Genomic DNA, 23930 nt, shown 5'->3' with positions numbered 1-23930 from the left:
GCGAAAAGAATTCACACCAGCTATCAGCGTAACATTTCCTGCACCGATTCGGAAGCTAACTGGGCACCATTTTCCAGTAACCAAGCTTCCTGACTGGGAGCTAACCCCGGATTGTCACCAAAACTGAGATTTTCCACCTTTGCGCCACTGAAATTGACGTTTTGGAGAGTGGCTCCCCGCAAATCCGCTTCCCGTAGGTCTGTGCCGATTAAAGTTGCTAGGGCTAAACTACTTTTACGAAAATCAACTTGGCTGAGATTAGCCCCTTCTAGGTAAGCGCCACTCAGGTCTGCACCCCGAAAATTGGACCGGCGGAGATCGGTATTACTCAAATCGCTGTCGGTCAGAATAGCTCCCCGGAAATTGCTGTCCATTAGTTGGCCATTACTAAGGTCAATGCTGTTGAGGTTAGCACCCACAAATTTGCCTCCCGCCAAATCCCGTTGCGGGTCCAAACCGACTAACTTCCCCAGGGTAAGGCAATCCAACTGGGGGGAGTTGATGATTAATTGCAGGCGATCGCCAAGGTTCCCGGTGTCTGCTTCCGTTACGGTGCGATTATTTTCGACATTGTATAGAGGTTGCCAGATAATTTGAGGATCGGCATCGACTGATTTGCTCAGGAGCCATTGACCCCAACAAAGGGCCGGAGTTAGGTAATTTTCCGCTATAAACTTAGCCAACAGGCGATCGGCAATAGCCAATTGGTTCGGACTCAAATCCGGTGGCCACAGGCCTTGGGTTTCGGCGATCGCCACCTGCCGAGCTTCTGCTTTAACTTCTGCCTGGAGTCGGGCCCATTGTCCAGTTAGGGCAAGTTCAACATTTACAGTTTGGGGAGAAACAGCTTCTGACGGGAAAACTATCTCCCCCACATTAAAAAATTTTTGCCCATGGTCAGTGGTCGCGCCTTCAGCCTGGACTGTTAAACTAATGCCCCGTAGCCAAAAGCGCAGTTTTCCCCCCAACAGTGATAACCATTGACCGTCAGCTTGGGGAATTAAAGTCAAAGCCAGATGGCCCTTTTCTCCCTGGGTCTGCCAATGGAAATCCGCCCCCAAAGCCATGGCCGAAAGATGGGGGTTAAAAATTTCGAGGGAGGAAAAGGTCGCCATAGTCACAAAAATCAGCTTTTTTCTCAAGTCTAGGTTAATCGGGGCAAAAAGTCCCCTGGGCAGACGTTGTGGCATTGTTCATGGAGTCCCGTCCCATTAATTTTTCCTGAAAGACTGGAATTACGGCTCGAAGAATATATCCCTTGGTTTACAAATGTTAGGGACGAAAAATACGGCACGATCAACCTCTCCAGCCCTTTAACCAAACCTTTACTAGGGCTTAACCTTCAACCAGCCGGGGCGACTTTAATATACAAAAATGTTGATAGATGCCCTAAAGCTACCGTCAACGGCTAATCACAATCGACCACCCTGGGGGCGGAGAAGTAAAAATGTTTGATTTAAGTCGATTGAGCCGGGGCATTGTCCCTATGGCTTTGCTCTTGTTGGGAATTTCTGCCTGTACACCATCCCAGACCAGTCAATCGATCGCCATTAATGGTTCGAGTACGGTTTACCCCATTACCGAGGCGATTGTTGCAGATTTCTCTGGGGGTAAGAAAGGGGTCGACATTGATGTGGAATTTTCTGGCACTGGCGGCGGTTTTAAGCTATTTTGCGAGGGTAAAACAGACATTGCTGACGCATCCCGCCCCATTAACAAGCAGGAAATGAAATTATGTAATGACAACCAGGTGCGGTATGTGGAATTGCCCATTGCCTTTGATGCCATTACTGTGGTCAGCAATCCCAAAAATGACTGGCTGAAAAGTTTGACTGTCGAAGAGCTAAAGCGCATTTGGGAACCTGCCGCCGAAAAAACCTTGACCCGCTGGAACCAAGTCCGGCCCGAATTTCCCGACCAACCTATTAACCTCTACTCCCCCGGTGAGGATTCTGGCACCTTTGATTACTTCACCGAGGCGATCGTTGGTCAAGCTGGAGCTAGTCGTCTCGATACCCTAAAAAGTGAAGACGATGAAATTTTGGTGCAGGGAGTTGTCCAAGACCTTTATTCCCTAGGCTATTTTGGCTTTGCCTACTACGAAGGTCGTATTGCTGACTTGAAAGCCATTGGGGTCGATAACGGTAGAGGACCAGTGCTGCCTTCCCGAGAAACGGTGGAAAAATCTGAGTATCAACCCCTGTCCCGCCCTTTATTTATCTACGTCAACGCAACCAAAGCCCAAGATAATCCTGCCCTACGGGAATTTGTCGATTTTTATCTGGCCAACGCCTCTGCCACTGCCACCAAGGTTGGTTATATTCCCTTGCCCGAGGAAGCCTATAACCTAGGCAAAATTAGCTTCAACAAAGGGGAAGTGGGCACGGTCTTCGGTGGCGAAAGTGTTATGGATCTGACCATTGGTGAGTTGTTAAAGAAACAAGCCTCCTTTGAATAATAAACAAGGGGCGAAGCCGTCAGAGTTTGTTTGAAAAGTCAAAATCAAAGGATTTATCCCCCTAAATCTCCTTACTAAAGCTCCGGCTTAAAAAGAGGGACTTGTGTAACAGTTTCCCCCTTCCAAAGGGGGCTAGGGGGGATTAAACAGCCAAAACAGAACTTTCCAAACACTTTCTCAAGGGGCAAGTATTGGGGATTCCCAGGAAGAAAATCCCAATTCCATAGACCTTAACCTTCCCTTTACCATGGTCTGGCTTAATGACTGTATCATGAGCAACTGTTTAGCCAGATTATACAAATCCGCGTCGAGAACACATCAATGACTACTTTCAAGCAGATTAAAAAGTTGTCCAAGCATTTAGTGCCCACAGCTTCTATCCTGGCACTAACTGTTGGTCTGGCAGCCTGTGGTGGCGGTGGTGGTGGTGGTGACACAGCCCAAACCGGTGGTGGTGATGCAACTACAACTACTGCCGCAGATGCCTTTGCCAGTAAAGTTTCCTTGACCGGTGCCGGTGCTAGTTTTCCTGCTCCCCTTTACCAAGGCTGGTTTGTGGCCCTCAATCAAGCTGTGCCTAACTTAGAAGTTAACTATCAGTCCGTGGGTAGTGGTGCTGGGGTTGAGCAATTCATGAGTAAGACCGTGGATTTTGGTGCCAGCGATGTGGCCATGGACGACGAAGAGATTGCCAAGGTTAACGGTGAAGTGGTAATGCTTCCCATGACCGCTGGTAGCATTGTTATGGCCTACAACTTGCCTGGGGTGGAAGGGTTGAAGTTATCCCAGGAAGCCTTGGCGGGCATCATGTTGGGCAATATTACTAAATGGAATGACCCCAAATTAGTGGCGGATAATCCCGATTTGACCTTGCCCGATCGCCCTATCACGGTGGTGCATCGTTCCGACGGTAGCGGTACCACGGCGGTTTTCACCATGAACTTGGCCGCCATGAGTCCCGAATTTAAGGAAACCATCGGTGACGGTAAAACCGTTGAGTGGCCCACCAGTAAAGGTAAATTCATCGGTGGTAAGGGTAACGAAGGTGTAACCGCTGGTATTCAACAAAATGAGGGAGCCATTGGCTACGTTGAATATGGCTACGCCACCAACAATAACCTGACCATGGCCAGCCTCCAGAACAAGGATGGACAGTTTGTTGTGCCGACCGATGAAAATGCTTCGGCCACCCTGGCTGCAGTCGAACTGCCGGAAAACCTGCGGGAATTCATCACTAACCCCGCTGGGGCTGATTCCTATCCCATTGTTACCTACACCTGGATGTTGCTTTATCCCCAGTACGCTGATGCGGAAAAGGCTAAAGGTATCGAAGCGATGGTGGAATTTGGTCTGAATGAAGGTCAAACCATGGCCCCCACTTTGGGTTATGTACCTTTACCTCAAAATGTGCGGGAAAAAGTGGCCGCCGCTGCTGACAAAATCTCCCCCGATTACACCATTACCTTGAAATAGTTCAGTCGCAAATATCCGAGTGGGGAGGCGATCGCCATTGATCTTCCTTCCCATTTGCCTTTCCTAATTCCCCATTTTTCCATGACCACTGCGCCCTATTCCCGGACAAAGCCCCTGGCTTCCCGCTCCGATCTTGAAAAAAATTTGGAGAAGGGATTTAAGTATTTAACTTTAGCCTTTGCCGTCAGTATTGGGCTGATTTTGCTGGCGATCGCCCTGTTGATTTTGTCTCAGTCGGTGCCGGCAATTAAAGCTTTTGGGCTGGGCTTTATCACCAATAATACTTGGAATCCTGTTACCAGCCAGTATGGAATCCTGGCCATTATGGTGGGCACATTGGTCAACTCCGGCTTGGCCTTACTACTGGCTATTCCCCTGGGCATCGGTACGGCGTTGTTTTTAAGTGAGGATTTCATTCCCAGTAAAATTCGTACTGTCCTCACTTTTATGGTGGAATTGCTGGCGGCCATTCCCAGTGTGGTCTATGGGTTGTGGGGCATTTTCGTCATTATTCCCCTGATTAAACCGGTGGGGATGTGGTTAAACGAATATTTTGGTTGGATTCCCCTCTTTAGCACCCCGCCTGCTGGCCCCGGTATGTTACCCGCCAGTATTGTTTTGGCCATTATGATTTTGCCGATCATTACGGCGATCGCCAGGGATTCTTTGGCTTCCTTACCGCCGGAATTACGACAAGCTTCCTTGGGACTGGGGGCTACCCGGTGGGAAACCATTTTTCGGGTGTTGATTCCCGCCGCTTTCTCCGGCATTGTCGGGGGGATTATGCTGGCATTAGGAAGGGCCATGGGGGAAACGATGGCCGTGACCATGATCATTGGTAACTCTAACCGTCTGAGTTGGTCTTTATTGAATCCTGCCAACACCATTGCTTCCCTACTAGCTAACCAGTTTGCTGAAGCTTCGGGGATGCAGGTTTCGGCGTTGATGTATGCCGGTTTTGTGCTGATTGTTCTTACTTTCATTGTCAATATTTTGGCAGAACTGATTGTGAACAAAGTCAAAGCTAAATATTAGTTTTTGCTGCAATTATTTTTACTTAGGGGCTGTTTGAGCCGTTTCCCTGACTTGACAATTACGGGCGAAATTTAAATCAAAGCTCTGGATTAAGCCAGTCAGTTTAAAAGACGAATCTCGAACTCTCAAACTCTTCCCAAACCTATATTTTTGCTTATTCTCCTAGGCCCTGGCCCCCCAAACCCATGACCGCCGTTAACCTCCAAAAGAAGAAATCTGACCTGAGAGCTATCTTTGGTTACTCCATGACTGCCGTGTCGGCGGCCTGTCTATTGGCCACCGTTATTCCCCTGTTTGCGGTGCTGATTTTTGTTGCCATTCAGGGTTTCCGCAGCCTTAACCTCAACCTTTTTCTCAAACTACCTCCGGCTCCCGGTTTGGCCGGTGGTGGGGTAGGTAACGCCATTATTGGGACTTTCATTGTGGTGGCGATCGCCACGGTGATTGCTGTACCCATCGGCGTTTTGAGTGCGGTTTATCTTTCCGAATTTAGCGGCGATAACCAAGTGGCCAGGGCGGTACGTTTTGCCACTAACCTGTTGAGCGGTATTCCTTCCATCATTGCCGGGGTATTTGCCTACGGTGCCTTGGTGTCTTCGGGGCTATTTGGTTTTTCGGCCATTGCGGGGGGGGTTGCCCTGGCGGTGTTGATGTTACCCACCATTATCCGCACCACCGACGAAGCTTTACAGATTGTGCCCCAGGATATTCGCTGGGCTGCCCTGGGGGTAGGGGCCTACAAATACCAAACTGTTTTATTTGTGGTTCTGCCCGCTGCCCTTTCCTCCATTATCACCGGGGTCACATTGGCGATCGCCAGGGCCGCTGGAGAAACGGCTCCCCTAATTTTCACTGCTTTGTACTCCAACTTCTGGCCCCGGGGACTAAAAGAACCCATCGCTACCCTGGCTGTGTTGGTTTATAACTTTGCGTCGGTGCCCTACAAATCCCAACAGGAATTGGCCTGGGCGGCTTCGTTATTGCTGGTGTTTCTAGTGCTGATTACCAACATCACCGCCCGCTTCTTTACCCGGAAGAAGGCTTATTAGATACTAATTGAATGAGGAATCCCCCATGAACGAATCCCCGGCGCAACCATTAACTGAAACCATCCCCGTCTTTACTACCCAGAACCTAGATATCTATTACGGTAGCCACCGGGCAGTGCGGGACGTTTCCCTGACTATTCCTAAAAATAAAATTACTGCTTTCATTGGCCCCTCCGGTTGCGGTAAAAGTACCATTTTGCGTTGCTTTAACCGTTTGAATGACCTGATTGAAAGTTTCCGACTAGAGGGCAAGGTTCTTTACCATAGCCAAGACCTCTACTCGCCTAATATTGATGTCACTGCGGTGCGGAAATATATTGGCATGGTTTTCCAAAAGCCTAATCCTTTCCCAAAAACCATTTTCGATAACGTGGTGTACGGTGCCAGGGTCAATGGCTACAAAGGCAATTTGGAAGAGTTGGCGGAAGATTCCCTCCGACGGGCCGCCCTCTGGGACGAAGTGAAAGATAAATTAAAAGCCAGTGGTTTTTCCCTTTCCGGTGGTCAGCAACAACGACTTTGCATCGCCCGGGCGATCGCCATGCAACCGGAAGTATTGTTAATGGATGAACCCTGCTCAGCGCTAGACCCCATTTCTACCCTGAAAGTGGAAGAGTTGATGAATGAGTTGAAGGAAAACTACACCATCATCATCGTTACCCACAATATGCAACAGGCCACCAGGGTGGCGGATTACACTGCTTTTTACAACGCAGAAGCCACGGACAAAGGCAATAAAGTGGGCTATCTGGTGGAATTTGACCGAACTGGCAAGGTGTTTGGTGACCCCCAGGAACAGGAAACCAAGGACTATGTCAGTGGGCGCTTTGGTTAAATGGTTCTCTCTGTTTTACTCTGTCAAACCTGGGAAGTCCCTCGGTCTAGAACAACCCAAGCTTTTCCGTTATTAGTAACCAATTATTTTTAAATTTTCAAGAGGATATTAGTTATGGTAGTTTCCAACGGCGTGGCCACGAAGGGGGTGTTAGAAGCCCAGGGCGTTAACGTTTATTACGGTTCCCACCTTGCAGTCAAAGATTGCAATATTTCCATTCCCGAAAGACGGGTGGTGGCTTTTATTGGTCCCTCCGGTTGTGGTAAGAGCACCCTGCTCCGTTGCTTCAATCGCATGAATGATTTGGTTTCCATCGCCAGGGTGGAGGGACGCATTACCTACCACGGTTCGGATATTTATGCCCCCAGCGTTGATCCGGTGGGTTTACGCTGTTCCATTGGCATGGTATTTCAGAAAGCCAATCCTTTTCCCAAGTCAATTTACGAAAACATTGCCTGGGGAGCTAAGCTAAACAATTTCCAAGGGGATATGGACGAATTGGTGGAAACTTCCCTGCGTCGGGCCGCCCTCTGGGACGAAGTGAAAGATAAATTGAAAGCCAGTGGCTTTTCCCTCTCCGGTGGTCAGCAACAACGGCTCTGCATTGCCCGGGCGATCGCCGTTCAGCCGGAAGTAATTTTGATGGATGAACCTTGTTCGGCCCTCGACCCCATTTCTACCTTGAAGATTGAAGGGTTAATGCACGAACTCAAAGAGCAATTCACCATTGTGATTGTGACCCACAACATGCAACAGGCGTCCCGGGTGTCGGACTACACGGCATTTTTCAATGTGGAATCGGTAGACAGAGGTGCCAAAGTGGGCAGCTTAGTGGAATATGGCCCCACGGAAGAAATTTTCCAAAATCCGCTCAAGGAATCGACTCGGGATTATGTCAGTGGTCGTTTCGGTTAATTAACTGTCAATTAACTAATTAAATCAAGTTGGTGAAATTAAATAAATCCAAAAGCCGGGTCAGAGGTGTATAGAAAGTGAACCTTCCATTGAGGCACTTTCTGTGAAAACTACCCGCTCCTTTTTAACATCTACTCTGGCGATCGCCTTTCTTGGTGGTGCCCTCGGCGTGGCTTCGGTGAGTCTTTCCTCTCCCCAAGTCAGCGTTGCCCAAATGATGCAGACCCAGGCCCCCAAAGCCCTGTCCCCTTCCCTCCAAGGCAAACCAGTGGTGGTGGATATCTATGCCACTTGGTGCCCCGGCTGTCAGACCATTGCTCCTACCCTTAGTCAGTTGAAGAAGCAGTACCAGGGCAAAGTGAACTTTGTGGTGCTGGATGTTTCAGACAAGAACACAACCAAAGCGGCGGAAGCTAAAGCCAAGCAGTTGGGGCTAACAACCTTCTTTGAAGCCAATAAAACCCAAACCGCCACCGTTGCCATCATTGATCCCGCCACAGGGATGGTTGTCCAGCAATTTCGTAAAAATGCCAATGCTGGGGACTACGCCAAGGTAATTGATGGGGAAATTTCCAGAATGGCGAAAAAATAGTTGACGCCGGGGGGTTTGTTACCGAAATCGCCCCATTTCTTTTTGCATAATTTTGTCCATTTTCCGACCCGGGGCCACTTAAGCTCTAGCAACCTTGGAGGTTTTATCAAAATATTTCCTCCCCACCGGGGCGCAGGCGGTTTGGTCAGCCTCTGCTTCGCTCCTCGTTGACCAAATTCTGAAATCGCCATGTTAAATCGTGCCCGTCGCTCCTTTTCCTCCATGGCTCCCTGGGCATTTTGCCTAATTTTATTTTTGGGAGCCCTGTCCTTAGTGGTGCTCACTAGTCAATGGGCCTCCCTGACAGCGGGCCTGGATCATTTCATTGCCGCGGTTGAAAATCATTACCAGCAATGGTTTGACCAGCAAAACACCGGCAATCCCCTGGTATTGCTACCTCTGGCTTTTCTGGGGGGACTGCTTGCTAGTTTTTCCCCCTGTATCCTCGCCCTATTGCCGGTGAATCTGAGCTACATTGGCACTCTGCAAGTTACTTCCCGCCGCCAAGCCCTGGGCAAAGCTAGCCTATTTGTCTTAGGTACGGTAATTGTGCTCAGCTTATTTGGCTTGGTCTCCGCCTTTGCCACCGCCGTCATTGTGGACTTTAAGGGCTACGTTCATGTGGCGATCGGCACCATCATTCTGGTCATGGGATTGAGTTTTGCCGGACTAGTTCATTTACCCCTACCCAAAACCCAAATTAATTTGCCTGTGGCAGGGCCCCTGGGGGTGGGTATGACCTTTGCTTTGGTGAGTTCTCCCTGTGCCAGTCCGGTATTATTTGCCGTGTTAGCTGCGGCTTCCACCACCGGTTCCCAGAGTTTAAGTGTGATGGCGATGGTTTTCTATGCTTTGGGTTACACCGCCGTTATTTTCTTCGCTAGCCTGTTCACTGGTTTGATCAAACAGAGCCGGGTTTTACTAAAAAACTCCCATTGGGTTACGGGACTTGGTAGTGGCTTGTTGATGTTAGCAGGGGGATATTATCTGCTGACAGGACTGGGTTGGTTTTTCTAGTATGCAAGTCGTGGTGCAGGATGACGGAGAAATTATGGCGGCGGTGCAACGGGGAGATTCCTTTGCCCTAGGAGTTCTCTATAACCGCTACGGTGCGGTGGTTTATCGTTTAGCCCTACGCATATTGCAGCGCTCCCAGGATGCGGAGGATTTAACCCAGGAAATTTTCCTTAGCCTGGAGACCACCACTCCCTACAACTCCCAACGGGGGAATTTACTCAATTTTTTGCTTACCCTCACCCGTTCCCGGGCCTTGAACCGAATTCGCCAGGGTCGGAGCCGAGGGCGACTGTTAAAAGCCTGTCAACACAACCACTTAACGAATGTTCCCAATTTACCTATGGAAAACGCTGCTTTGTCCGAGTTGTCCCAACGGGTAGCATCGGCCTTGGAGACTTTGCCCCCTAACCAAAGGCAGGTGTTGGAGCTGGCTTACTATGAAGGGCTGAGTCAGTCGGAAATTACCCAAAAATTAGCCATTCCCCTTGGTACGGTTAAAACCCGTTCCCGTCAGGGGTTATTAAAGCTAAAAAATTTATTACAGGATCTTGTGGAGTAAACCGATGGAATCCCTAAACCCGATCTCCCTGCAGGAATTGTTGGCGGGCTATGTGCTAGAAGATTTAAATCCAGGGGAGCAGGCCCAGGTGGAGGAGTTATTAAGCCAAAATCCAGTCCTGGTAAGGGAAGTTGAGCAACTGCGGGCTACCCTCAACCTTTTGCCCTTGGGACTATCCTCGGCCGATGTTCCACCGCCCCTATTGCTTTCCCAATCTTCAGTTAATCAATTTTCTCCATCCGTAATTAAATCGACTCCCAAGTTTACCTGGGGAAAACTAGCTTTGGGCGGTGTACTGGCCACGGCGATCGCCGGTTTAAGCTGGCAAAATTATCGACTACAGGAACAATTAGCCACCATTGAGCAAACTAATCAGACATTGCAACAGGTGCTTGACTCCCAAGGGGATCAACAGCAGACTGAACAATTGTCGGCCTATCGTCAGGTAGTTAATCTTCTTCAGGAACCCAACAAAAACTTTTTAACCCTGCGGGCCACCCAGGCTAAATCCCAAGCAACGGGCAGTTTAATTGTGGGCGCAGAAAGTGCATCAGCACTATTAGTGCTAAGGGATGTACCTCCGATTAAGGACGGTAAGGTTTACCAACTTTGGGCTGTGATTGATGGCAAAAAAGTGCCCTGTCGTTCTTTTCTACCCAATGCCCAAGGGGAAGTTTTGCTAGAGATTCCTTTTGAAAAATGGTTGTCTGCCTCGGAAGTGATGGTCACAGAGGAAAAAGAAGTTTCTGCCCGTCAACCCCGGGGAGAAATGGTGATCCAAGGCCAACAGACGCCTTTCCAATCTTGAGCTAGGGACGTTTGACACAATTAAAATCATCTATCTAGCAGCCTTTGATCAGTCTTTTTAGTTCTAAACTTAAGTCAATTAAAGATAGGATCATCCCGCTCAATCGCCCCACTAAAATCCCTACTCAAACAAGGGGGAGATTTAACTGCCACACCTCAATTTTTCAAATAAATTTCAAAAACTAGAATTATAGTTAATAACAACTTCTATTGACCATTGCCCCTGGTCTACAGTGAAAATATCTATCTCAGTGAATGGTTTGGATTGTATTTTCAGAGTCCTACGCCACTAAAAATTGGGGAGCTTTTGCCTTATCCTGCTTAGAGATGACATCCAATGTAAATGTTTATGAACCCATTGCTCCCTCCCCTGTGGCCAATGATCGCCACTGCCGTAGAAACAGAAACGGAAATAGCTCCATTGGTATTGGCTGGGGTGCTCCTCAGTCTGGTGGTGATCTATTTTGCTAGTAAGTTGGGCGGGGAAGTTTGTCTCCGACTCAATCTGCCGCCAGTGCTAGGAGAATTGGTGGGGGGCGTGTTAGTGGGGGTTTCGGCCCTGAAACTATTATTATTTCCCGAAGGAGGTCTGGCCCCCGAAGATTCCCTCGTTATTCAACTGCTGATGGGATCCGCGGATTTATCCCCGGAAGCGGCCCAGTCCGTTTTCAGTGCCCAGAGTGAAGTGATTTCCGTCATTTCCGAGTTGGGGGTAATTATTCTCCTATTTGAAATTGGTTTGGAGTCTAACCTCAAGGAACTGATTCGGGTGGGTCCCCAAGCGGCGATCGTGGCGGTGGTGGGGGTAGTAACTCCTTTTAGTTTGGGCACCATCGGTTTGATGACCATTTTTGGGGTGGCGGCCATTCCAGCAATTTTTGCGGGGGCGGCCCTGACGGCCACCAGTATCGGCATCACTGCGAAGGTGTTGGCTGAGATCAACCGCCTTAGTTCCAATGAAGGGCAGATCATTATTGGTGCAGCAGTATTGGACGATATCCTCGGCATTATTGTGCTGGCGGTGGTGGGTAGCTTGGTAAAAACTGGGGAGATCCAAATCAGCAATATTATCTACTTAATCCTTAGTGCCACCGGTTTTGTGGTGGGTTCAATTTTAATTGGTCGCCTGCTCAGCCCCTTCTATGTCAGCCTAGTCAACCGCATGAAAACCAGGGGTCAGTTGCTCTTGGTATCCATTTGTGTGGCGTTTGTCCTTTCCTACATTGCCCAAATTGTTCAGTTAGAGGCGATTTTGGGTTCCTTCGCAGCGGGGTTAATCCTAGCGGAAACGGAAAAGCGGGAAGATTTAGAAGAACAAATTTTGCCTCTGGCAGACTTTTTTGTGCCGGTATTTTTTGTCTGTGTGGGGGCCAAAACCGATGTCAGTGTGCTGAACCCCGCCGTACCTGCTAACCGAGAAGGTTTGATTATTGCCGCCTTTTTAATCCTGGTGGCGATCGTGGGTAAGGTGGTTACCGGTTTTACCCTGTTTGGTAAGTCGGAATTGAACAAATTGGCGATCGGGGTAGGCATGATTCCCCGGGGAGAAGTGGGTCTAGTTTTTGCTGGGGTAGGGGCCGCTAGTGGAGCGTTGGATCCTGCCACCGATGCCGCCATCATCGTAATGGTCATTGTTACTACCTTTGTGGCTCCCCCTTGGTTGCGGGCTGTGTTTGAAGGGGCCAAAAAGGAGGAAGCTCCGGAAAAACCAGTTCCCACCCCAGATTAGTTAATCGCAATCCAGATTTAGATTTATCCTAAATTCATTTTTTGTCCTCGAGGCTTCCCTGATAAGCTTTTCGGGGATTCTTACTTTGGGTAGAAACCCTTGCTAGAATTATGACTGATAGGTATGACTAGACTAAGTTTAGATTCCTAAGACTATAGAGTCATAATTTTCCCCTTGAATTATCGCTCCCATCACCTCGCAAACTGACCTAGTAAGAAAATTTTAACTACCCAAGGCTGAGCTAAAATTATTTCCATGAAAAGATCTGTAACTATGTCTTCAACCTATGTTGTTAAACTGGATTCCCGTGGCAAAAGTCAGAGTCTAACACTACCAGAAGATCTTCGTCTCAATGCCACCGAAGTGGAAATTTATTGCCAGGATGGCCGCCTAATTATAGAGCCTCTTCCCCAACCCTCTCTATTGGCCAAACTGGTTCTTTTGGATGACATAGAAGAAAGTTTTCCCGAAAATTTTACTGACAATCTTCCTCTAGATAATATTAATTTATAAGTGTGCAGTATCCTTATTTGCTAGACAGAAATATACTTTCTAATTTGATTCGTCATCCTAACGGAACGATTTTCTTCAAAATTAAAGAGGTAGGGGAAGCTAACATCTCCACAAGTATTATCGTGGCTTGTGAATTAGCTTTTGGTGCGGAGAAAAAACAATCAAAAAGGCTACAGGAAAGGGTTAACTTAATTCTAGACTTGGTTCCCATTGCGCCAATGCTTGCGGGCATGGAGAAAGTGTATGGCAAAATCAGAGCTATTTTAGAACACCAGGGAACTCCCATAGGTGGCAATGCTCTTTTAATTGCTAGTCAAGCTATTTACGCTAATTTGATTCTCGTAACTGACAATACTGGAGAGTTTAAACGGATGCCTGGTCTGTCCGTTGAAAACTGGCTTTGATCCATCACTACTCCAATCAGTATTTCTAATAATCTTGAAAAAATAATCTAACTCAAAAGCTCTGGGCCAAGGCAATTTGGTATTATTAGACGCAGTGCGGTACAACTACCAGATCAGCAATTAGGCATTTAAACCATGGGCGCATCTTTTCGGGCAGAACCATTTCTCTGGATTCATTTGGCGGGGATTGTGGTGGTGCCATTGGCCCTGTTAACCATGATGTTGGGGTTAGCGCTGGGAACCCCTTTTTCTGTTTATGGCCTGGAACTAATTTTCTTAATTGCAGTGGGTTGGTTGCCAGTGATGGTGATGCAATGGTTTAAGCCCTTTGAGATTTTTAGTTTGCTGATCATTGCTCTGCGCCAGGATAGTTTGGGGGAAGACCAACTGCGAATTTTAAGTTTGTTTAAACGGAGCCAACAACGATGGATTACTTTGTTTGGGGGAATAATTAGTCTGGGTCTATTGTGGCTGGTGTATTACTACGCTCCGATCGCCTATCCTTGGGTGACGGATTTGCCCCAGATTCGTTTGGCAGGGGTTGGGCTAGCGGCGATCGCCTATTTGATGGCCAATTTATTTTTGCAGGTGCCCCTGAGTGTGTTGGGGGTGTTATCCACAAGCCAGTCCAAGTTTACTGAGACGATTCCCCTAGAGCCAAATCAGATCGAACAACAGTTCACCATTCCCGGCATTAAGTTGCGGCAGATTCCCCTGGTGCCAAGGATTAGCTCTTGATAACAAAGGATTTGCGCTCTCTGCTGGGGTAGAATCGGTAACGGGCGATTTTTCCTAGGTTTAGCCGATGTTGGCCTTGACCATGGCCGAGGAAAGACCAATTATCCCCTGTTGATCAACCTGACCAGCGCTAATCAGTATTTGATCCATCCCCATAAACAAGGCCTTTGCTAGGGCGGAATTACGAGAGACCCATTTTTCCATGACTATTTCTTTGGAAGCCGATTTAAAATCCCTGCAACAGTCTGCCCAGGCGGCGATCAGCGGTTGTGACGACCTGGATGGGTTGGATAAATTGCGGGTGCAATACCTAGGGAAAAAAGGGGAATTGTCCCTGATTCTTAAAGGTATGGGTAAACTTTCTGCGGAGGAAAGACCTAAATTTGGGGCGATCGCCAATGAGGTAAAAGAGGCACTCCAGCATGATTTGGAATCCCGCAAAGCCAATCTACAAAATGCGGCGATCGAAGCTCAGCTAGCGGCGGAAACTTTAGATGTGACCATGGCGGGCAGTTACCGTCCCCAGGGCCGTCGCCATCCCCTCAACAGCACCGTTGACCGGGTGTTGGATATTTTTGTCGGTTTGGGCTACACCGTCGCTACGGGGCCCCAAGTGGAAACGGATTATTACAACTTTGAAGCGTTAAATATTCCCGCTGACCACCCCGCTCGGGATATGCAGGATACCTTCTTTTTAAAAGATGGTCGTCTGCTCCGTACCCACACTTCCCCGGTGCAAATCCGTTACATGGAGAAGCATGATCCCCCCATCCGCATTGTGGCCCCTGGTCGAGTTTATCGGCGGGATACGGTGGATGCCACCCACTCTGCTGTATTTCATCAAGTAGAACTATTGGCGATCGATAAAGGTTTAGCTTTCACCCATTTGAAAGGCACCATTCAGGCTTTTATCAAACAAATGTTTGGGGAAGCATTGCCGATTCGCTTTCGGGCTAGTTATTTTCCCTTTACCGAACCCTCAGCGGAAGTGGATGTGCAATGGCAGGGTAAATGGCTAGAGGTGATGGGCTGTGGCATGGTGGACCCCAACGTAATGGAAGCAGTGGGTTATGACCCGGAAGTTTACACTGGCTTTGCCGCAGGCTTTGGGGTAGAGCGATTTGCCATGGTGTTGCACCAAATTGACGATATTCGTCGGCTCTATAACAGTGATCTGCGGTTTCTGCGGCAGTTTTAATGTTTTAAAATTGATCAACTAATTAACTCTCAGAGCGTGTTTGAAAAGCCCCCCTGGCCCCCAAGTTTGGGGGGAAGTTAAAAATAAAAGTGCCCCAGCATTGTCGAAGATTTAATGAGGAGATTTAGGGGACAAAATAAAACTTTTCAAACAGATTCTCAGCGCTGGGGAACATTCAGGGATGGTGATGCTGATCTCGGCGCAGACTCCACACAGGAATTAGTGTCTTTAAGTACCACTCTCAGCAGTAAGGCCTGAATTACCAACAGCCCACAGGCGGCCCCTATGAGCAAGTACCAGTACTGCCAAGCCAGTTTTCGCAAGGTTTGGGCCACCGCATCAGCGATGATTCTTTCCAAATGATCGCTGGTCAATTCTTTATGGACAATTTTTTCTAGCTGGCCATAGAATTTGTCGCTGGTTTGGCGCACCGTTTCATTAACTTGATGGTTAATGGCCGCTTCCACTTTTTGCAGGGGATTTTCCATGGTTTCACAGGATTAAGGCCGTCGGCCCAAGGTAACGAAACTAGGGCAATGAATCAAGGTTACGGGGCCACTGGAATGGCTGAATATTGGGTAAGTAATTAGACTCAACTTGGTTGACCTCGTTAGTGCACCAGGCGATCGCCATCCAATAATTATCGTTGCTCCCTTGATCCGCTAACAAAGGTTGACTAGATAATCGCCAATGGTTTGTATCTCCGCTATCCGGTAAGTACTGATATTTAGCTAAATTTTCGTCTGGTATAACTTGATTCAAGCCACCGCTAATGCCCTTCCCTGTAGCTTTTAAAAATGCTTCCTTCGCTGTCCAAAGTTGGTAAAACAGTTTAGTTCTTTTTTCCCCCTCTAAACTTTCCAATTGCTGAACTTCCTGGGGAGCAAAAAAACGCTTTGCTAATTTTAAGTAGTGGGGTTTAGGGAGCATAATTTGCAAATCAACCCCAATTTCCCCCTCTGTACTTAAGCCAATCAAACCATAATTCCCGCTATGGGCCACGTTAAACCATGGCGATCTCCGCTCCCTGTCCACTAACTCCGGCTTACCTTGGGGGCCATAGGTGAACTGTAATTGCTGGGGCAAACAGTCAAGCTGACGGGCTAGGAGTATGCGTAAAGCTAACCGCATAGTCAAAAATCGTTGCTTATCCTGGGGCCGTTGGTAGCGTTCCCCCCGGGCCATTTCTTCGGAACTTAATAGGGCTTGATAACCCGGAATTAAGGGGCGATCGGTGGGACAAAGCCAAATTTGGGGCTGGGGGAGCACAGGTCAGTTTAAACAGCGTTTTGAACAATCAAAGAGTTTCAGTATTCTTTTCCCTGCCCAAGTCCAGATAGAATGGGGAGCCGATCGCCAGTAACCTAAAGAAAGGAAAGGCAACGGGAGGAAAATTGTGACAGTTAAAATTGGTTTACTCGGTCTAGGTACCGTCGGCAGTGGCACAGTGGAAATTTTGCAGGATCCGCAGGGTCGTAGTCCCCTGCTCAAAGCCATTGAGGTTAAAGCAGTGGGGGTGCGTTCCTTGGATAAACCCCGCCAAGTAAATTTGCCGCCGGAGGTTTTGACCACCGACCTAGAAGCCATTGTCACCGATCCTGACATTGCCATTGTGGTGGAGTTGATGGGAGGATTGGAACCCGCTAGATCCCTCATTCTCCAGGCGATCGCCCATAAAAAACACATTGTCACCGCCAACAAAGCGGTCATTGCCCGTTACGGCCCAGAAATTTACGAAGCGGCCAATCAACACGGCGTTTATGTCCTCCTGGAAGCGGCGGTGGGGGGCGGCATTCCCATCATTAAGCCCCTCAAGCAATCCCTGGGAGGCAACCGCATCCAAAGTATCGTCGGTATTCTCAATGGCACCACTAACTATATTCTTTCCCGCATGACCAGTGAGGGGGCGGATTTTGACGAGGTATTAACGGCCGCTCAACAATTGGGTTATGCCGAAGCGGATCCCAGTGCCGATGTGGATGGATTGGATGCGGCGGACAAAATTGCCATCCTTGCTTCCCTCGGTTTTGGCGGCCGGGTTAAACGGGAAGATGTGGCCTGTGAAGGCATTAGATCCGTTAGTGCGGTGGATATTGCCTACGCCGATCGCCTGGGCTTTGTGATTAAACTACTGGCGATCGCCGATGGTAATGCGGGGGAAGATTCAGAAGCATTGCAACTGCGGGTACATCCCACTTTAATCGCCAAGGATCATCCCCTCGCCAGCGTTAATGGAGTTTACAACGGTGTGTTGGTGACTGGAGATCCCCTGGGGCAAGTAATGTTCTACGGTCGGGGAGCGGGAGCTGGCCCCACTGCCAGTGCGGTGGTATCCGATGTAATTAACATTGTTGGCATTATTACCAGCAGTGACGAAAATCCTGCCCTTGATCCCCTGCTCAGTTGCACCCACCAACACTACTGCCAGGTTTCCCCCATTGAAGATCTAGTTACCCGTTTTTATTGCCGCTTCCTCTGTGCTGACGTGCCGGGGGTAATTGGCCATTTAGGCATGGGTTTTGGCAACCACGGGGTTAGCTTAGAATCCCTAGTGCAAATTGGCTTCACCGATGGCTGTGCAGAAATTGTCGTCGTTACCCATGATGTGCGGGAAGGGGATTACCGGGCCGCCCTGGAGGAAATTAGCCAACTAGAAGCAGTGAAGGAAATTCCTAGTGTGATCCGGGTGCTGTCCTAAAGCCAATGTTGATTGCAAAACAATAATGGCAAGGATTTGGCGATCGCCTTTTTTGGTTAGGGTGAGCAAAATTAATTTATTTCTGGGGAGTGTATGGGCATGGCTAGTTTAAAACGCATTTTTATCACCGGGATCAGTGGTTGCATTGGCCACTATTTAGCGGATGAATTAATCCAAGGCACAGACCATGAGCTATTCCTACTGGTGAGAAATCCCGATAAACTCCAATTTGATCCCAAGCTGAGGAGTAATATTCATTTAATCCCCGGTGACATGGGCACCATTGAAGCCCACGCAGACTTGCTGCAAACCATGGACTGCGCCATTCTCATTGCCACCAGTTGGGGAGATCGCCAGGAGACCTACAACATTAACGTGGTCAAAACCCTGACTTTGATTAATTTACTCAACCCAGAACGGTGCGAACAGGTAATTTATTTTTCCACCGCCAGCATTTTGGACCGCCAAGGGCAACCACTACCAGAAGCAGGAAGTTTGGGCACTGACTATATCCGCACCAAATATCTCTGTCATCAGGCGTTGGAATCCCACCATGATTCTCCACCGGAAGTCACCCCCATTGCCGAAGCCATGGCTAACAAAATCACAGTGGTTTATCCCACCCTGGTCTTTGGCGGCGAACCCAGTAAACCCTATTCCCATCTTTCCGGCGGATTGGGGGAAATTTTGCGTTGGTTACCCCTGATCCGTTGGTTCCGGGCCGATGGAAGCTTCCACTTCATCCACGGTAGGGATATAGCTCGGGTGGTGGCCTATTACGTTGACAATCCCCCCCAGAAACGAATTGATGTGGTGCTAGGTAATGCTCCCCTCACCGCCACGGAAGGTATCCGTCAGGTTTGCCAGTATCATCGCCAGAAAATCTACTTTCAAATTCCCCTCTCTCTTACCTTGGCCAATATTTTCATCAAGCTGTTCCGCATTCAAATGGCGGACTGGGATAGGTTTTGCCTGGATTATCGCCATTTCACCTATCCCAACCCCGTTGCTCCAGCCCAGTTAGGCTTACCGGCCCATTGCCAAACCATTGCCGAATTGATGGCCGCTAGCCCAAAATCCACTGGTCGTAATTAGCCGCGGGCGTAGTCATCCTGAAAACGGATAATATCGTCTTCCCCCAGATATTCCCCATTCTGCACTTCAATTAAAACTAATTTAATTACCCCAGGGTTTTCCAGACGATGGGCAGTGCATTGGGGCACATAGGTGGACTGATTTGGTTCCAAAAGTTCTTCTTTATCTCCACAAACGATGCGGGCGGTGCCGGAGACTACAATCCAATGCTCACTGCGATGATGGTGCATTTGTAGGCTGAGACGATGGCCGGGGTTGACCTCGATGCGTTTGATTTTGTAACCGTTGCCCTCCTCCAGGGTGGTAAAAGAACCCCAAGGTCTGGTTTCCGTGGGTAAATGACTGGGGGTGGTGGCAGCTTGGGCAAGGGGAGTGGCAATCATTAATCTTTTTCCTCAACAACAATTAACCGCATCGACAATTTTTTCTAACCCAGGCTAACACAACGGCTTAGTTAGGGTTTAGGTTCCTATGGGGACAGCACCAATCAACGTCAAAAATTTGTTTACCCCGACTTACTTGAATCCTAGGCAAAGTCGGTAAATAAACCATACTCACAGGTTATTGCTGTTACTCCTCCTCTTCGACCCCTAGTTGCTCCGTAGCCCAAGTTTGCCAAAATTGGTAGTTTAATTTGCCCAAGGGCGATCGCCGTAGGGTCGAAACGGGCAACCAATGCTTCGGACATTTCGGTTTACTTAACTGAGCTTTGACACACTGGCTCAGGGTGGAAACATCATTCCCCGGACCCGGGTTAGGTACATAGACTGCTACTAACATTTCTCCCCAATGGCGATCGCCAACTCCGACGATGACCACATCTTGGACTAAATGGCGATCGAGCAAGAGAGCTTCTATGTCCTCTGGATCAATATTTTCTCCGCCGCTGATGAGACGCCGACCCCGACGACCGGTGATATGAAGATAACCGTTGTGGCAATAACCTAAATCCCCGGTGGTGAAAATTTCCCGGCTGGAGTTTTCATTCTGGGGGACATAACCTTTGAATAAAGCACGGGATTGGATGTTGATAAGGCCCACTGTGCCGGGGGCAACCATTTCATCTTTGGAGTTGGTAATGGTCAATTGAACATGGGGCAACAACTTTCCGACACCCGTTTGGCCGGCCAGAAATTCTGCCGGGGTAAGGGTGGCAATTTGGGCCGCAGTTTCCGTCATGCCATAGGTGGGCGCTAGGTTAAGGCTTGCCGTTTTTGCTTTGGCCAAGAGTGCGGGCCAGGCCGGAGCTCCCCCTAAAAAAATTAGCCGGAAATTTTTTAACCAGGCACCATGGCGATCGAGCAAATACTCCAACTGGGTGGGCACTAAAGAGGTGACATAATCGGGGGGAAAAGGAGGGGCAGATTGTTTCACTAAGCTGTAATCCAGAGGGCTAAAATTCCCTCCAGTTAAGGCCGATCGCCACCATTGCATAAAGCCCCCCACATGGTACAGGGGAAGCAGACAAAAACTATTAATTTGGCCATTCCTAGGTAACAGGGGGCCAAGGAACTGCTTTAAACCGTCCACTGCCATGGTCAAAGTCTGGGGACTGTGGAGGGCAAAACGGATTGTGCCTGAAGAACCGCCGGTGGGAAAACCAATTAATAGTTCTGGGCTTTTCCCTTCTAGTTGGTTTTTCGGAGTGTTAGTTTTGTGGTGAACGGAAGTTAATTCTGAATTACTATCGGTGAGCTTTAACCACTGCTGTTGCCACATTAATGATCCCCAGAGGCGATCGGGTTGCAAAAATTGGGCCACTTGTTGCCATTCCCTTTGTTGCCATTGATGATTAGCAATGAATAACGTCCCCCGGCCGACCCGCAAAAAAGCCACCACCGCTGCCCAAAATTTGCCCACATTTGTCTCCGCTAACAAAATCTGGGGAGATTCAATTCCTGTCAAACTTTGCTCGTATTCTTCTTCCCATATTTGCCAATCAAGGGGTAATTCTTGCCCTAAAATTCCCAAGCCATTTTTTAAAGAAAATTCCAAGGCTGAGGCGATCGCCTGGGGGGAATTCAGTAGGTCCGGCATACCAGTTTCCATGAATTGCATAGACATCAGGCCGTGAATTATAGCTTTCCAGACCAACGGCCATGGGGCAGGTAAATTCCCCCATACTGCTCAATTTTGCGAGAGTCCATACGGTAAAGCCACGCTTCTGTCATTACCTGATCCTGGGGATCAAATATCTCAGCCCAGCAACGGTCATAAACATTCTCCTGGGGCGATCGCCCTGGTTGATAATCTTCCAAACTATCCAGGTGTTCTAGGGAAAACCCAGGGGGAAAGGTGAGGCAATAGCCCCAAACCCGGTCCTCTCCGATCGCCAGAGCTGGATAACCAAAATATTGCAGATGGTAGATTTGGCCGAGCACATAGCCCAGGGTAGGGGGCTCAATCTGACGGTGGCAGTAGGCTTGGTGATTACATTCCCCCGGCATGAGGGTGCCATAAACAAAAACCTTAATCTTCATATCCACGGGCAATAAATTAGGGCTCGCCATACTCTTGGAGAAAGCTGAGAAAATCCGTCAGGGCTGATCTGGTATCTGGGTTAGGGGTAAGTTGATGCCGTATTTGCGAAATGAAGAATCGATTTTGGATTCTAGCTCGGCCAGCCGCTCGTTGTCTTTCTTGATCTGCTCTGTTTCTTTCTCGATCTGCTTTTTCTCGTTCCTCGTTTGCAAGATCATCTCGTCGAGTTTCTCGTTCTCTTGCTTGAGCCGCTTGATATCGGCTTCGATTTCCAGCGTTCCACTCAAGGCCGAGACTAACCACCAAAGACGCTGTGCCCAAAGTGAACGCCCAGAAACTCCATTCGAGGATGGTAAAGGGGATGAGTTGGAAGGGGGTGGTGTCGATGTTGCCATAAAACCTCAATAATGCCGCTACAGCATACAGAAATGTGGTTAGGGAGCGGGGTAATAGGGCCAAGAAGGTTGCCATGGCATCATTCTAGCTACTTCAAGCAGATAGTACTGACCGAGAGGTTGATAGTAACAATATTGATCTGTGCTGGAACATCTAAAAAACCTAACTCTTTCATTGCCCTTGGGAAAATTTCTTTGCTGCCTAAACCCTTTTGAATTTTTTCCACAGGCGATCGCCTAGTAAATCCACCTCCGGTACTTTAGCCAAGGCCACTCCCACAGTGAACACTACTAGGATAATGCTGGACATGGTGAGCACTTCCAGGATATTCTCCACCAGGCTATTCACCCCCCAAAGTCTCTGCCACAGCACACTCCCCTGCCAGCCAGCCACACTGGCGATCGCCGTAACACCCACCAGTTTACCCAGGTCCATGGCCCAGCCCCCCAAACTTAGACCGGCTAGGCGACGGTTCAGCATCCAAATAAAAATAGTCATGGAAAAAAGATTTACCCCCACCGTTGCCATGACAATACCCACGGTGCCAAAGGGCTTATAGAAGAGGTAATCCAATAAACCATTCAGAAAAATATTAAATAGGCTTACTTTGAAAGGACTGTTCCCATCGCCCAGAGCATAAAATACCCGCACCAAAACATCTCGACCAAGGTAGAAAAACATGCCTAAACCGTAGGCTGCCAACACTGGAGCCACCTCTGCCGCCGCCTCTGCATCAAAAGCCCCCCGCTCATAGATAACCTGGACAATGGGAATGGCTAACCCCACCAAAATAGCTGTGAGGGGAAACATGGTCAGGGCGCTTAACATGATGCCCTGGCGGATACGGAGTTTTAATTCTGGCCAATCCTGGGGATCGGCTAAGCGGGAAAATACCGGCAAAAAGGGCACCAAAATCATATTGGAAATAATGCCCAGGGGAGTGAGGGCGACAAAATTGCCATAACGCATGGCGGCCGCCGCATTGGGAATAAAGGAAGCAAAAAACAGGTTGGTGGCAAAGTTGATATACAACATCCCTGAAGACAGGGTGGCCGGAATCATCACCTGCAAAACTTCCTTTACTCCCGGCAGGGCAAAATTAAACCTCAGCCGCAATTTACCCATACCCGCTTTGGCCTGGGGCACAATCTGAGCCAACCATTGCAACACGGCTCCAGCGGTGGTTCCCCCTGCTAATAGGAGAGAACCCAATAGCCAATAGGGTTCTGTGTTTAGTTGCTGTCCCAATTGCCAGACTGCGACCCCTAAACCCAGAATGACGGTAATACTGGAAAGCAAAGGGCTAATACTGGGCAATAGGTACTGATCTGCCGCATTTAAAGTCCCAAAGCCAATGCCAATTAACCCCGAAAGTAGGGCCATGGGAGCCATGATTTGTAACTGTTGCACCGCCATGCGTCTGGTTTCCGGTTCTAACCCCGGCGCCAGCAGGTCAATGAATATGCCCGCCCCCAGTACCAAAATGATGGTTACCCCAAGCAACACCCCACTGACCAGGGTGGTAACGGTTTCCACCAAGGGTGCCGCCTCTTCCCGATCTCGTTTGGACAGTACACTAACCAAGGCACTGTGGAATGGGCCATTAATGCCCCCAAGAAGTATAAAGAGAAAACCCGGAATCACGTAGGCATAGGCGTAGGCCGTCACCACCGTCCCCACCCCAAAGGCGGCGGCGATGATTTGTTCACGCAATAAACCAAAAACCTTACTGATCAAGGTGGCGATCGCCACAATGCCAGCGATATTAGCTAAGGAACGGGACGATTTACCAGACGGAGACACAGGCTAGATTCCAATAGATCAAGGGGCCATTATCTAGGAAGAACGGTGGCACGGCCTAATGTTTCCCCAATCAAAGGGGATAGCAAGGACTCCATAAGCTCGGCTTGGGTTGTCAGGCTTGCAACTGCATTGGTT

General features: G+C 48.8%; 26 protein-coding genes. 17 read left to right on the top strand and 9 right to left on the bottom strand.

Annotation, left to right across the window (positions count from 1 at the left end; all coding sequences use genetic code 11):
• Positions 1-23 precede the first annotated feature (23 nt).
• Positions 24-1190 (bottom strand): pentapeptide repeat-containing protein, encoded by a 1167-nt coding sequence (locus C7I86_RS12460; RefSeq protein WP_010873570.1) that lies wholly within the window; start codon positions 1188-1190, stop codon positions 24-26.
• A 257-nt stretch (positions 1191-1447) separates the two neighbouring features.
• On the opposite strand from C7I86_RS12460, the gene C7I86_RS12455 reads away from it, so the two are divergent.
• The 14 genes from C7I86_RS12455 (at position 1448) to C7I86_RS12390 (ending at position 14124) form a co-directional block, all read left to right on the top strand.
• Positions 1448-2458 (top strand): PstS family phosphate ABC transporter substrate-binding protein, encoded by a 1011-nt coding sequence (locus tag C7I86_RS12455; protein WP_010873569.1) that lies wholly within the window; start codon positions 1448-1450, stop codon positions 2456-2458.
• Positions 2459-2779: 321 nt separating this feature from the next.
• Positions 2780-3931, top strand: coding sequence for a phosphate ABC transporter substrate-binding protein PstS (pstS, locus tag C7I86_RS12450; RefSeq protein WP_010873568.1), 1152 nt, complete (start codon positions 2780-2782; stop codon positions 3929-3931).
• A gap of 81 nt (positions 3932-4012) precedes the next feature.
• Positions 4013-4966 (top strand): phosphate ABC transporter permease subunit PstC, encoded by a 954-nt coding sequence (pstC, locus tag C7I86_RS12445; RefSeq protein WP_010873567.1) that lies wholly within the window; start codon positions 4013-4015, stop codon positions 4964-4966.
• Positions 4967-5151: 185 nt separating this feature from the next.
• A complete protein-coding gene (gene pstA / locus C7I86_RS12440) occupies positions 5152-6015 on the top strand; it encodes a phosphate ABC transporter permease PstA (protein WP_010873566.1) in 864 nt (287 codons plus the stop codon).
• Positions 6016-6040: 25 nt separating this feature from the next.
• Positions 6041-6850: a phosphate ABC transporter ATP-binding protein PstB gene (gene pstB / locus C7I86_RS12435; protein ID WP_010873565.1), complete on the top strand. Its 810-nt coding sequence runs from the start codon at positions 6041-6043 to the stop codon at positions 6848-6850.
• Positions 6851-6964: 114 nt separating this feature from the next.
• Complete coding sequence (pstB, locus tag C7I86_RS12430) at positions 6965-7765, top strand: phosphate ABC transporter ATP-binding protein PstB (RefSeq protein WP_010873564.1); 801 nt, start codon at positions 6965-6967, stop codon at positions 7763-7765.
• A 103-nt stretch (positions 7766-7868) separates the two neighbouring features.
• Positions 7869-8357 (top strand): thioredoxin family protein, encoded by a 489-nt coding sequence (locus C7I86_RS12425; RefSeq protein ID WP_010873563.1) that lies wholly within the window; start codon positions 7869-7871, stop codon positions 8355-8357.
• Between the two features lie 189 nt (positions 8358-8546).
• A complete protein-coding gene (locus C7I86_RS12420) occupies positions 8547-9374 on the top strand; it encodes a cytochrome c biogenesis protein CcdA (RefSeq protein WP_010873562.1) in 828 nt (275 codons plus the stop codon).
• Position 9375: 1 nt separating this feature from the next.
• Positions 9376-9933 (top strand): sigma-70 family RNA polymerase sigma factor, encoded by a 558-nt coding sequence (locus tag C7I86_RS12415; RefSeq protein WP_010873561.1) that lies wholly within the window; start codon positions 9376-9378, stop codon positions 9931-9933.
• 4 nt (positions 9934-9937) lie between these two features.
• Positions 9938-10741, top strand: coding sequence for an anti-sigma factor domain-containing protein (locus tag C7I86_RS12410; RefSeq protein ID WP_010873560.1), 804 nt, complete (start codon positions 9938-9940; stop codon positions 10739-10741).
• Between the two features lie 342 nt (positions 10742-11083).
• The gene (locus C7I86_RS12405; RefSeq protein WP_010873559.1) at positions 11084-12469 is read left to right on the top strand and encodes a cation:proton antiporter; all 1386 of its coding nucleotides are present in this window, start codon (positions 11084-11086) and stop codon (positions 12467-12469) included.
• A gap of 255 nt (positions 12470-12724) precedes the next feature.
• Complete coding sequence (locus C7I86_RS12400; protein WP_010873558.1) at positions 12725-12982, top strand: antitoxin; 258 nt, start codon at positions 12725-12727, stop codon at positions 12980-12982.
• A gap of 2 nt (positions 12983-12984) precedes the next feature.
• A complete protein-coding gene (locus tag C7I86_RS12395; RefSeq protein ID WP_010873557.1) occupies positions 12985-13386 on the top strand; it encodes a type II toxin-antitoxin system VapC family toxin in 402 nt (133 codons plus the stop codon).
• A 135-nt stretch (positions 13387-13521) separates the two neighbouring features.
• Positions 13522-14124, top strand: coding sequence for a low-complexity tail membrane protein (locus tag C7I86_RS12390; RefSeq protein WP_010873556.1), 603 nt, complete (start codon positions 13522-13524; stop codon positions 14122-14124).
• A gap of 60 nt (positions 14125-14184) precedes the next feature.
• Here C7I86_RS12390 and C7I86_RS18755 read toward each other — a convergent pair whose 3' ends face one another.
• Positions 14185-14328, bottom strand: coding sequence for a hypothetical protein (locus C7I86_RS18755; protein ID WP_158299080.1), 144 nt, complete (start codon positions 14326-14328; stop codon positions 14185-14187).
• On the opposite strand from C7I86_RS18755, the gene pheS reads away from it, so the two are divergent.
• Positions 14327-15322 (top strand): phenylalanine--tRNA ligase subunit alpha, encoded by a 996-nt coding sequence (pheS, locus tag C7I86_RS12385; RefSeq protein ID WP_010873555.1) that lies wholly within the window; start codon positions 14327-14329, stop codon positions 15320-15322. The genes C7I86_RS18755 and pheS overlap by 2 nt on opposite strands.
• A 158-nt stretch (positions 15323-15480) precedes the next feature.
• Here pheS and C7I86_RS12380 read toward each other — a convergent pair whose 3' ends face one another.
• Together C7I86_RS12380 and C7I86_RS12375 are read right to left on the bottom strand one after the other, a co-directional pair.
• Entirely contained in the window at positions 15481-15810 is a 330-nt protein-coding gene (locus C7I86_RS12380) for a hypothetical protein (RefSeq protein WP_010873554.1), read from the bottom strand.
• Positions 15811-15850: 40 nt separating this feature from the next.
• Positions 15851-16591: a 4'-phosphopantetheinyl transferase superfamily protein gene (locus C7I86_RS12375; RefSeq protein ID WP_010873553.1), complete on the bottom strand. Its 741-nt coding sequence runs from the start codon at positions 16589-16591 to the stop codon at positions 15851-15853.
• Positions 16592-16718: 127 nt separating this feature from the next.
• Between C7I86_RS12375 and C7I86_RS12370 the strand changes: the two genes are divergently transcribed.
• Both C7I86_RS12370 and C7I86_RS12365 read left to right on the top strand, forming a co-directional pair.
• A complete protein-coding gene (locus C7I86_RS12370) occupies positions 16719-18020 on the top strand; it encodes a homoserine dehydrogenase (protein ID WP_010873552.1) in 1302 nt (433 codons plus the stop codon).
• Positions 18021-18113: 93 nt separating this feature from the next.
• On the top strand, positions 18114-19115 hold the full coding sequence (locus tag C7I86_RS12365; RefSeq protein ID WP_010873551.1) for an NAD(P)-dependent oxidoreductase: 1002 nt from the start codon (positions 18114-18116) through the stop codon (positions 19113-19115).
• Here C7I86_RS12365 and C7I86_RS12360 read toward each other — a convergent pair.
• From C7I86_RS12360 to murJ, 5 genes are all read right to left on the bottom strand, one after another.
• Positions 19112-19498 (bottom strand): phosphomannose isomerase type II C-terminal cupin domain, encoded by a 387-nt coding sequence (locus tag C7I86_RS12360; RefSeq protein ID WP_010873550.1) that lies wholly within the window; start codon positions 19496-19498, stop codon positions 19112-19114. The two genes, C7I86_RS12365 and C7I86_RS12360, sit on opposite strands and share 4 nt — an antisense overlap.
• Positions 19499-19685: 187 nt before the next feature.
• Positions 19686-21173: a 2-succinylbenzoate--CoA ligase gene (locus tag C7I86_RS12355; protein ID WP_231848038.1), complete on the bottom strand. Its 1488-nt coding sequence runs from the start codon at positions 21171-21173 to the stop codon at positions 19686-19688.
• 17 nt (positions 21174-21190) lie between these two features.
• A complete protein-coding gene (locus C7I86_RS12350; RefSeq protein WP_010873548.1) occupies positions 21191-21625 on the bottom strand; it encodes a gamma-glutamylcyclotransferase in 435 nt (144 codons plus the stop codon).
• Positions 21612-22067: a hypothetical protein gene (locus tag C7I86_RS12345; RefSeq protein ID WP_010873547.1), complete on the bottom strand. Its 456-nt coding sequence runs from the start codon at positions 22065-22067 to the stop codon at positions 21612-21614. Before C7I86_RS12345 ends, C7I86_RS12350 begins: the two co-directional genes overlap by 14 nt.
• Positions 22068-22193: 126 nt before the next feature.
• Positions 22194-23795, bottom strand: a complete 1602-nt coding sequence (gene murJ / locus C7I86_RS12340) for a murein biosynthesis integral membrane protein MurJ (protein WP_010873546.1) — start codon at positions 23793-23795, stop codon at positions 22194-22196.
• Between the last annotated feature and the right edge of the window lie 135 nt (positions 23796-23930).

Source organism: Synechocystis sp. IPPAS B-1465 (genome assembly GCF_003015225.1).
Taxonomy (GTDB): domain Bacteria; phylum Cyanobacteriota; class Cyanobacteriia; order Cyanobacteriales; family Microcystaceae; genus Synechocystis.
The sequence above is the reverse complement of the archived record's forward strand: the minus strand, read 5'-3'. Positions and strand labels throughout refer to the sequence as shown.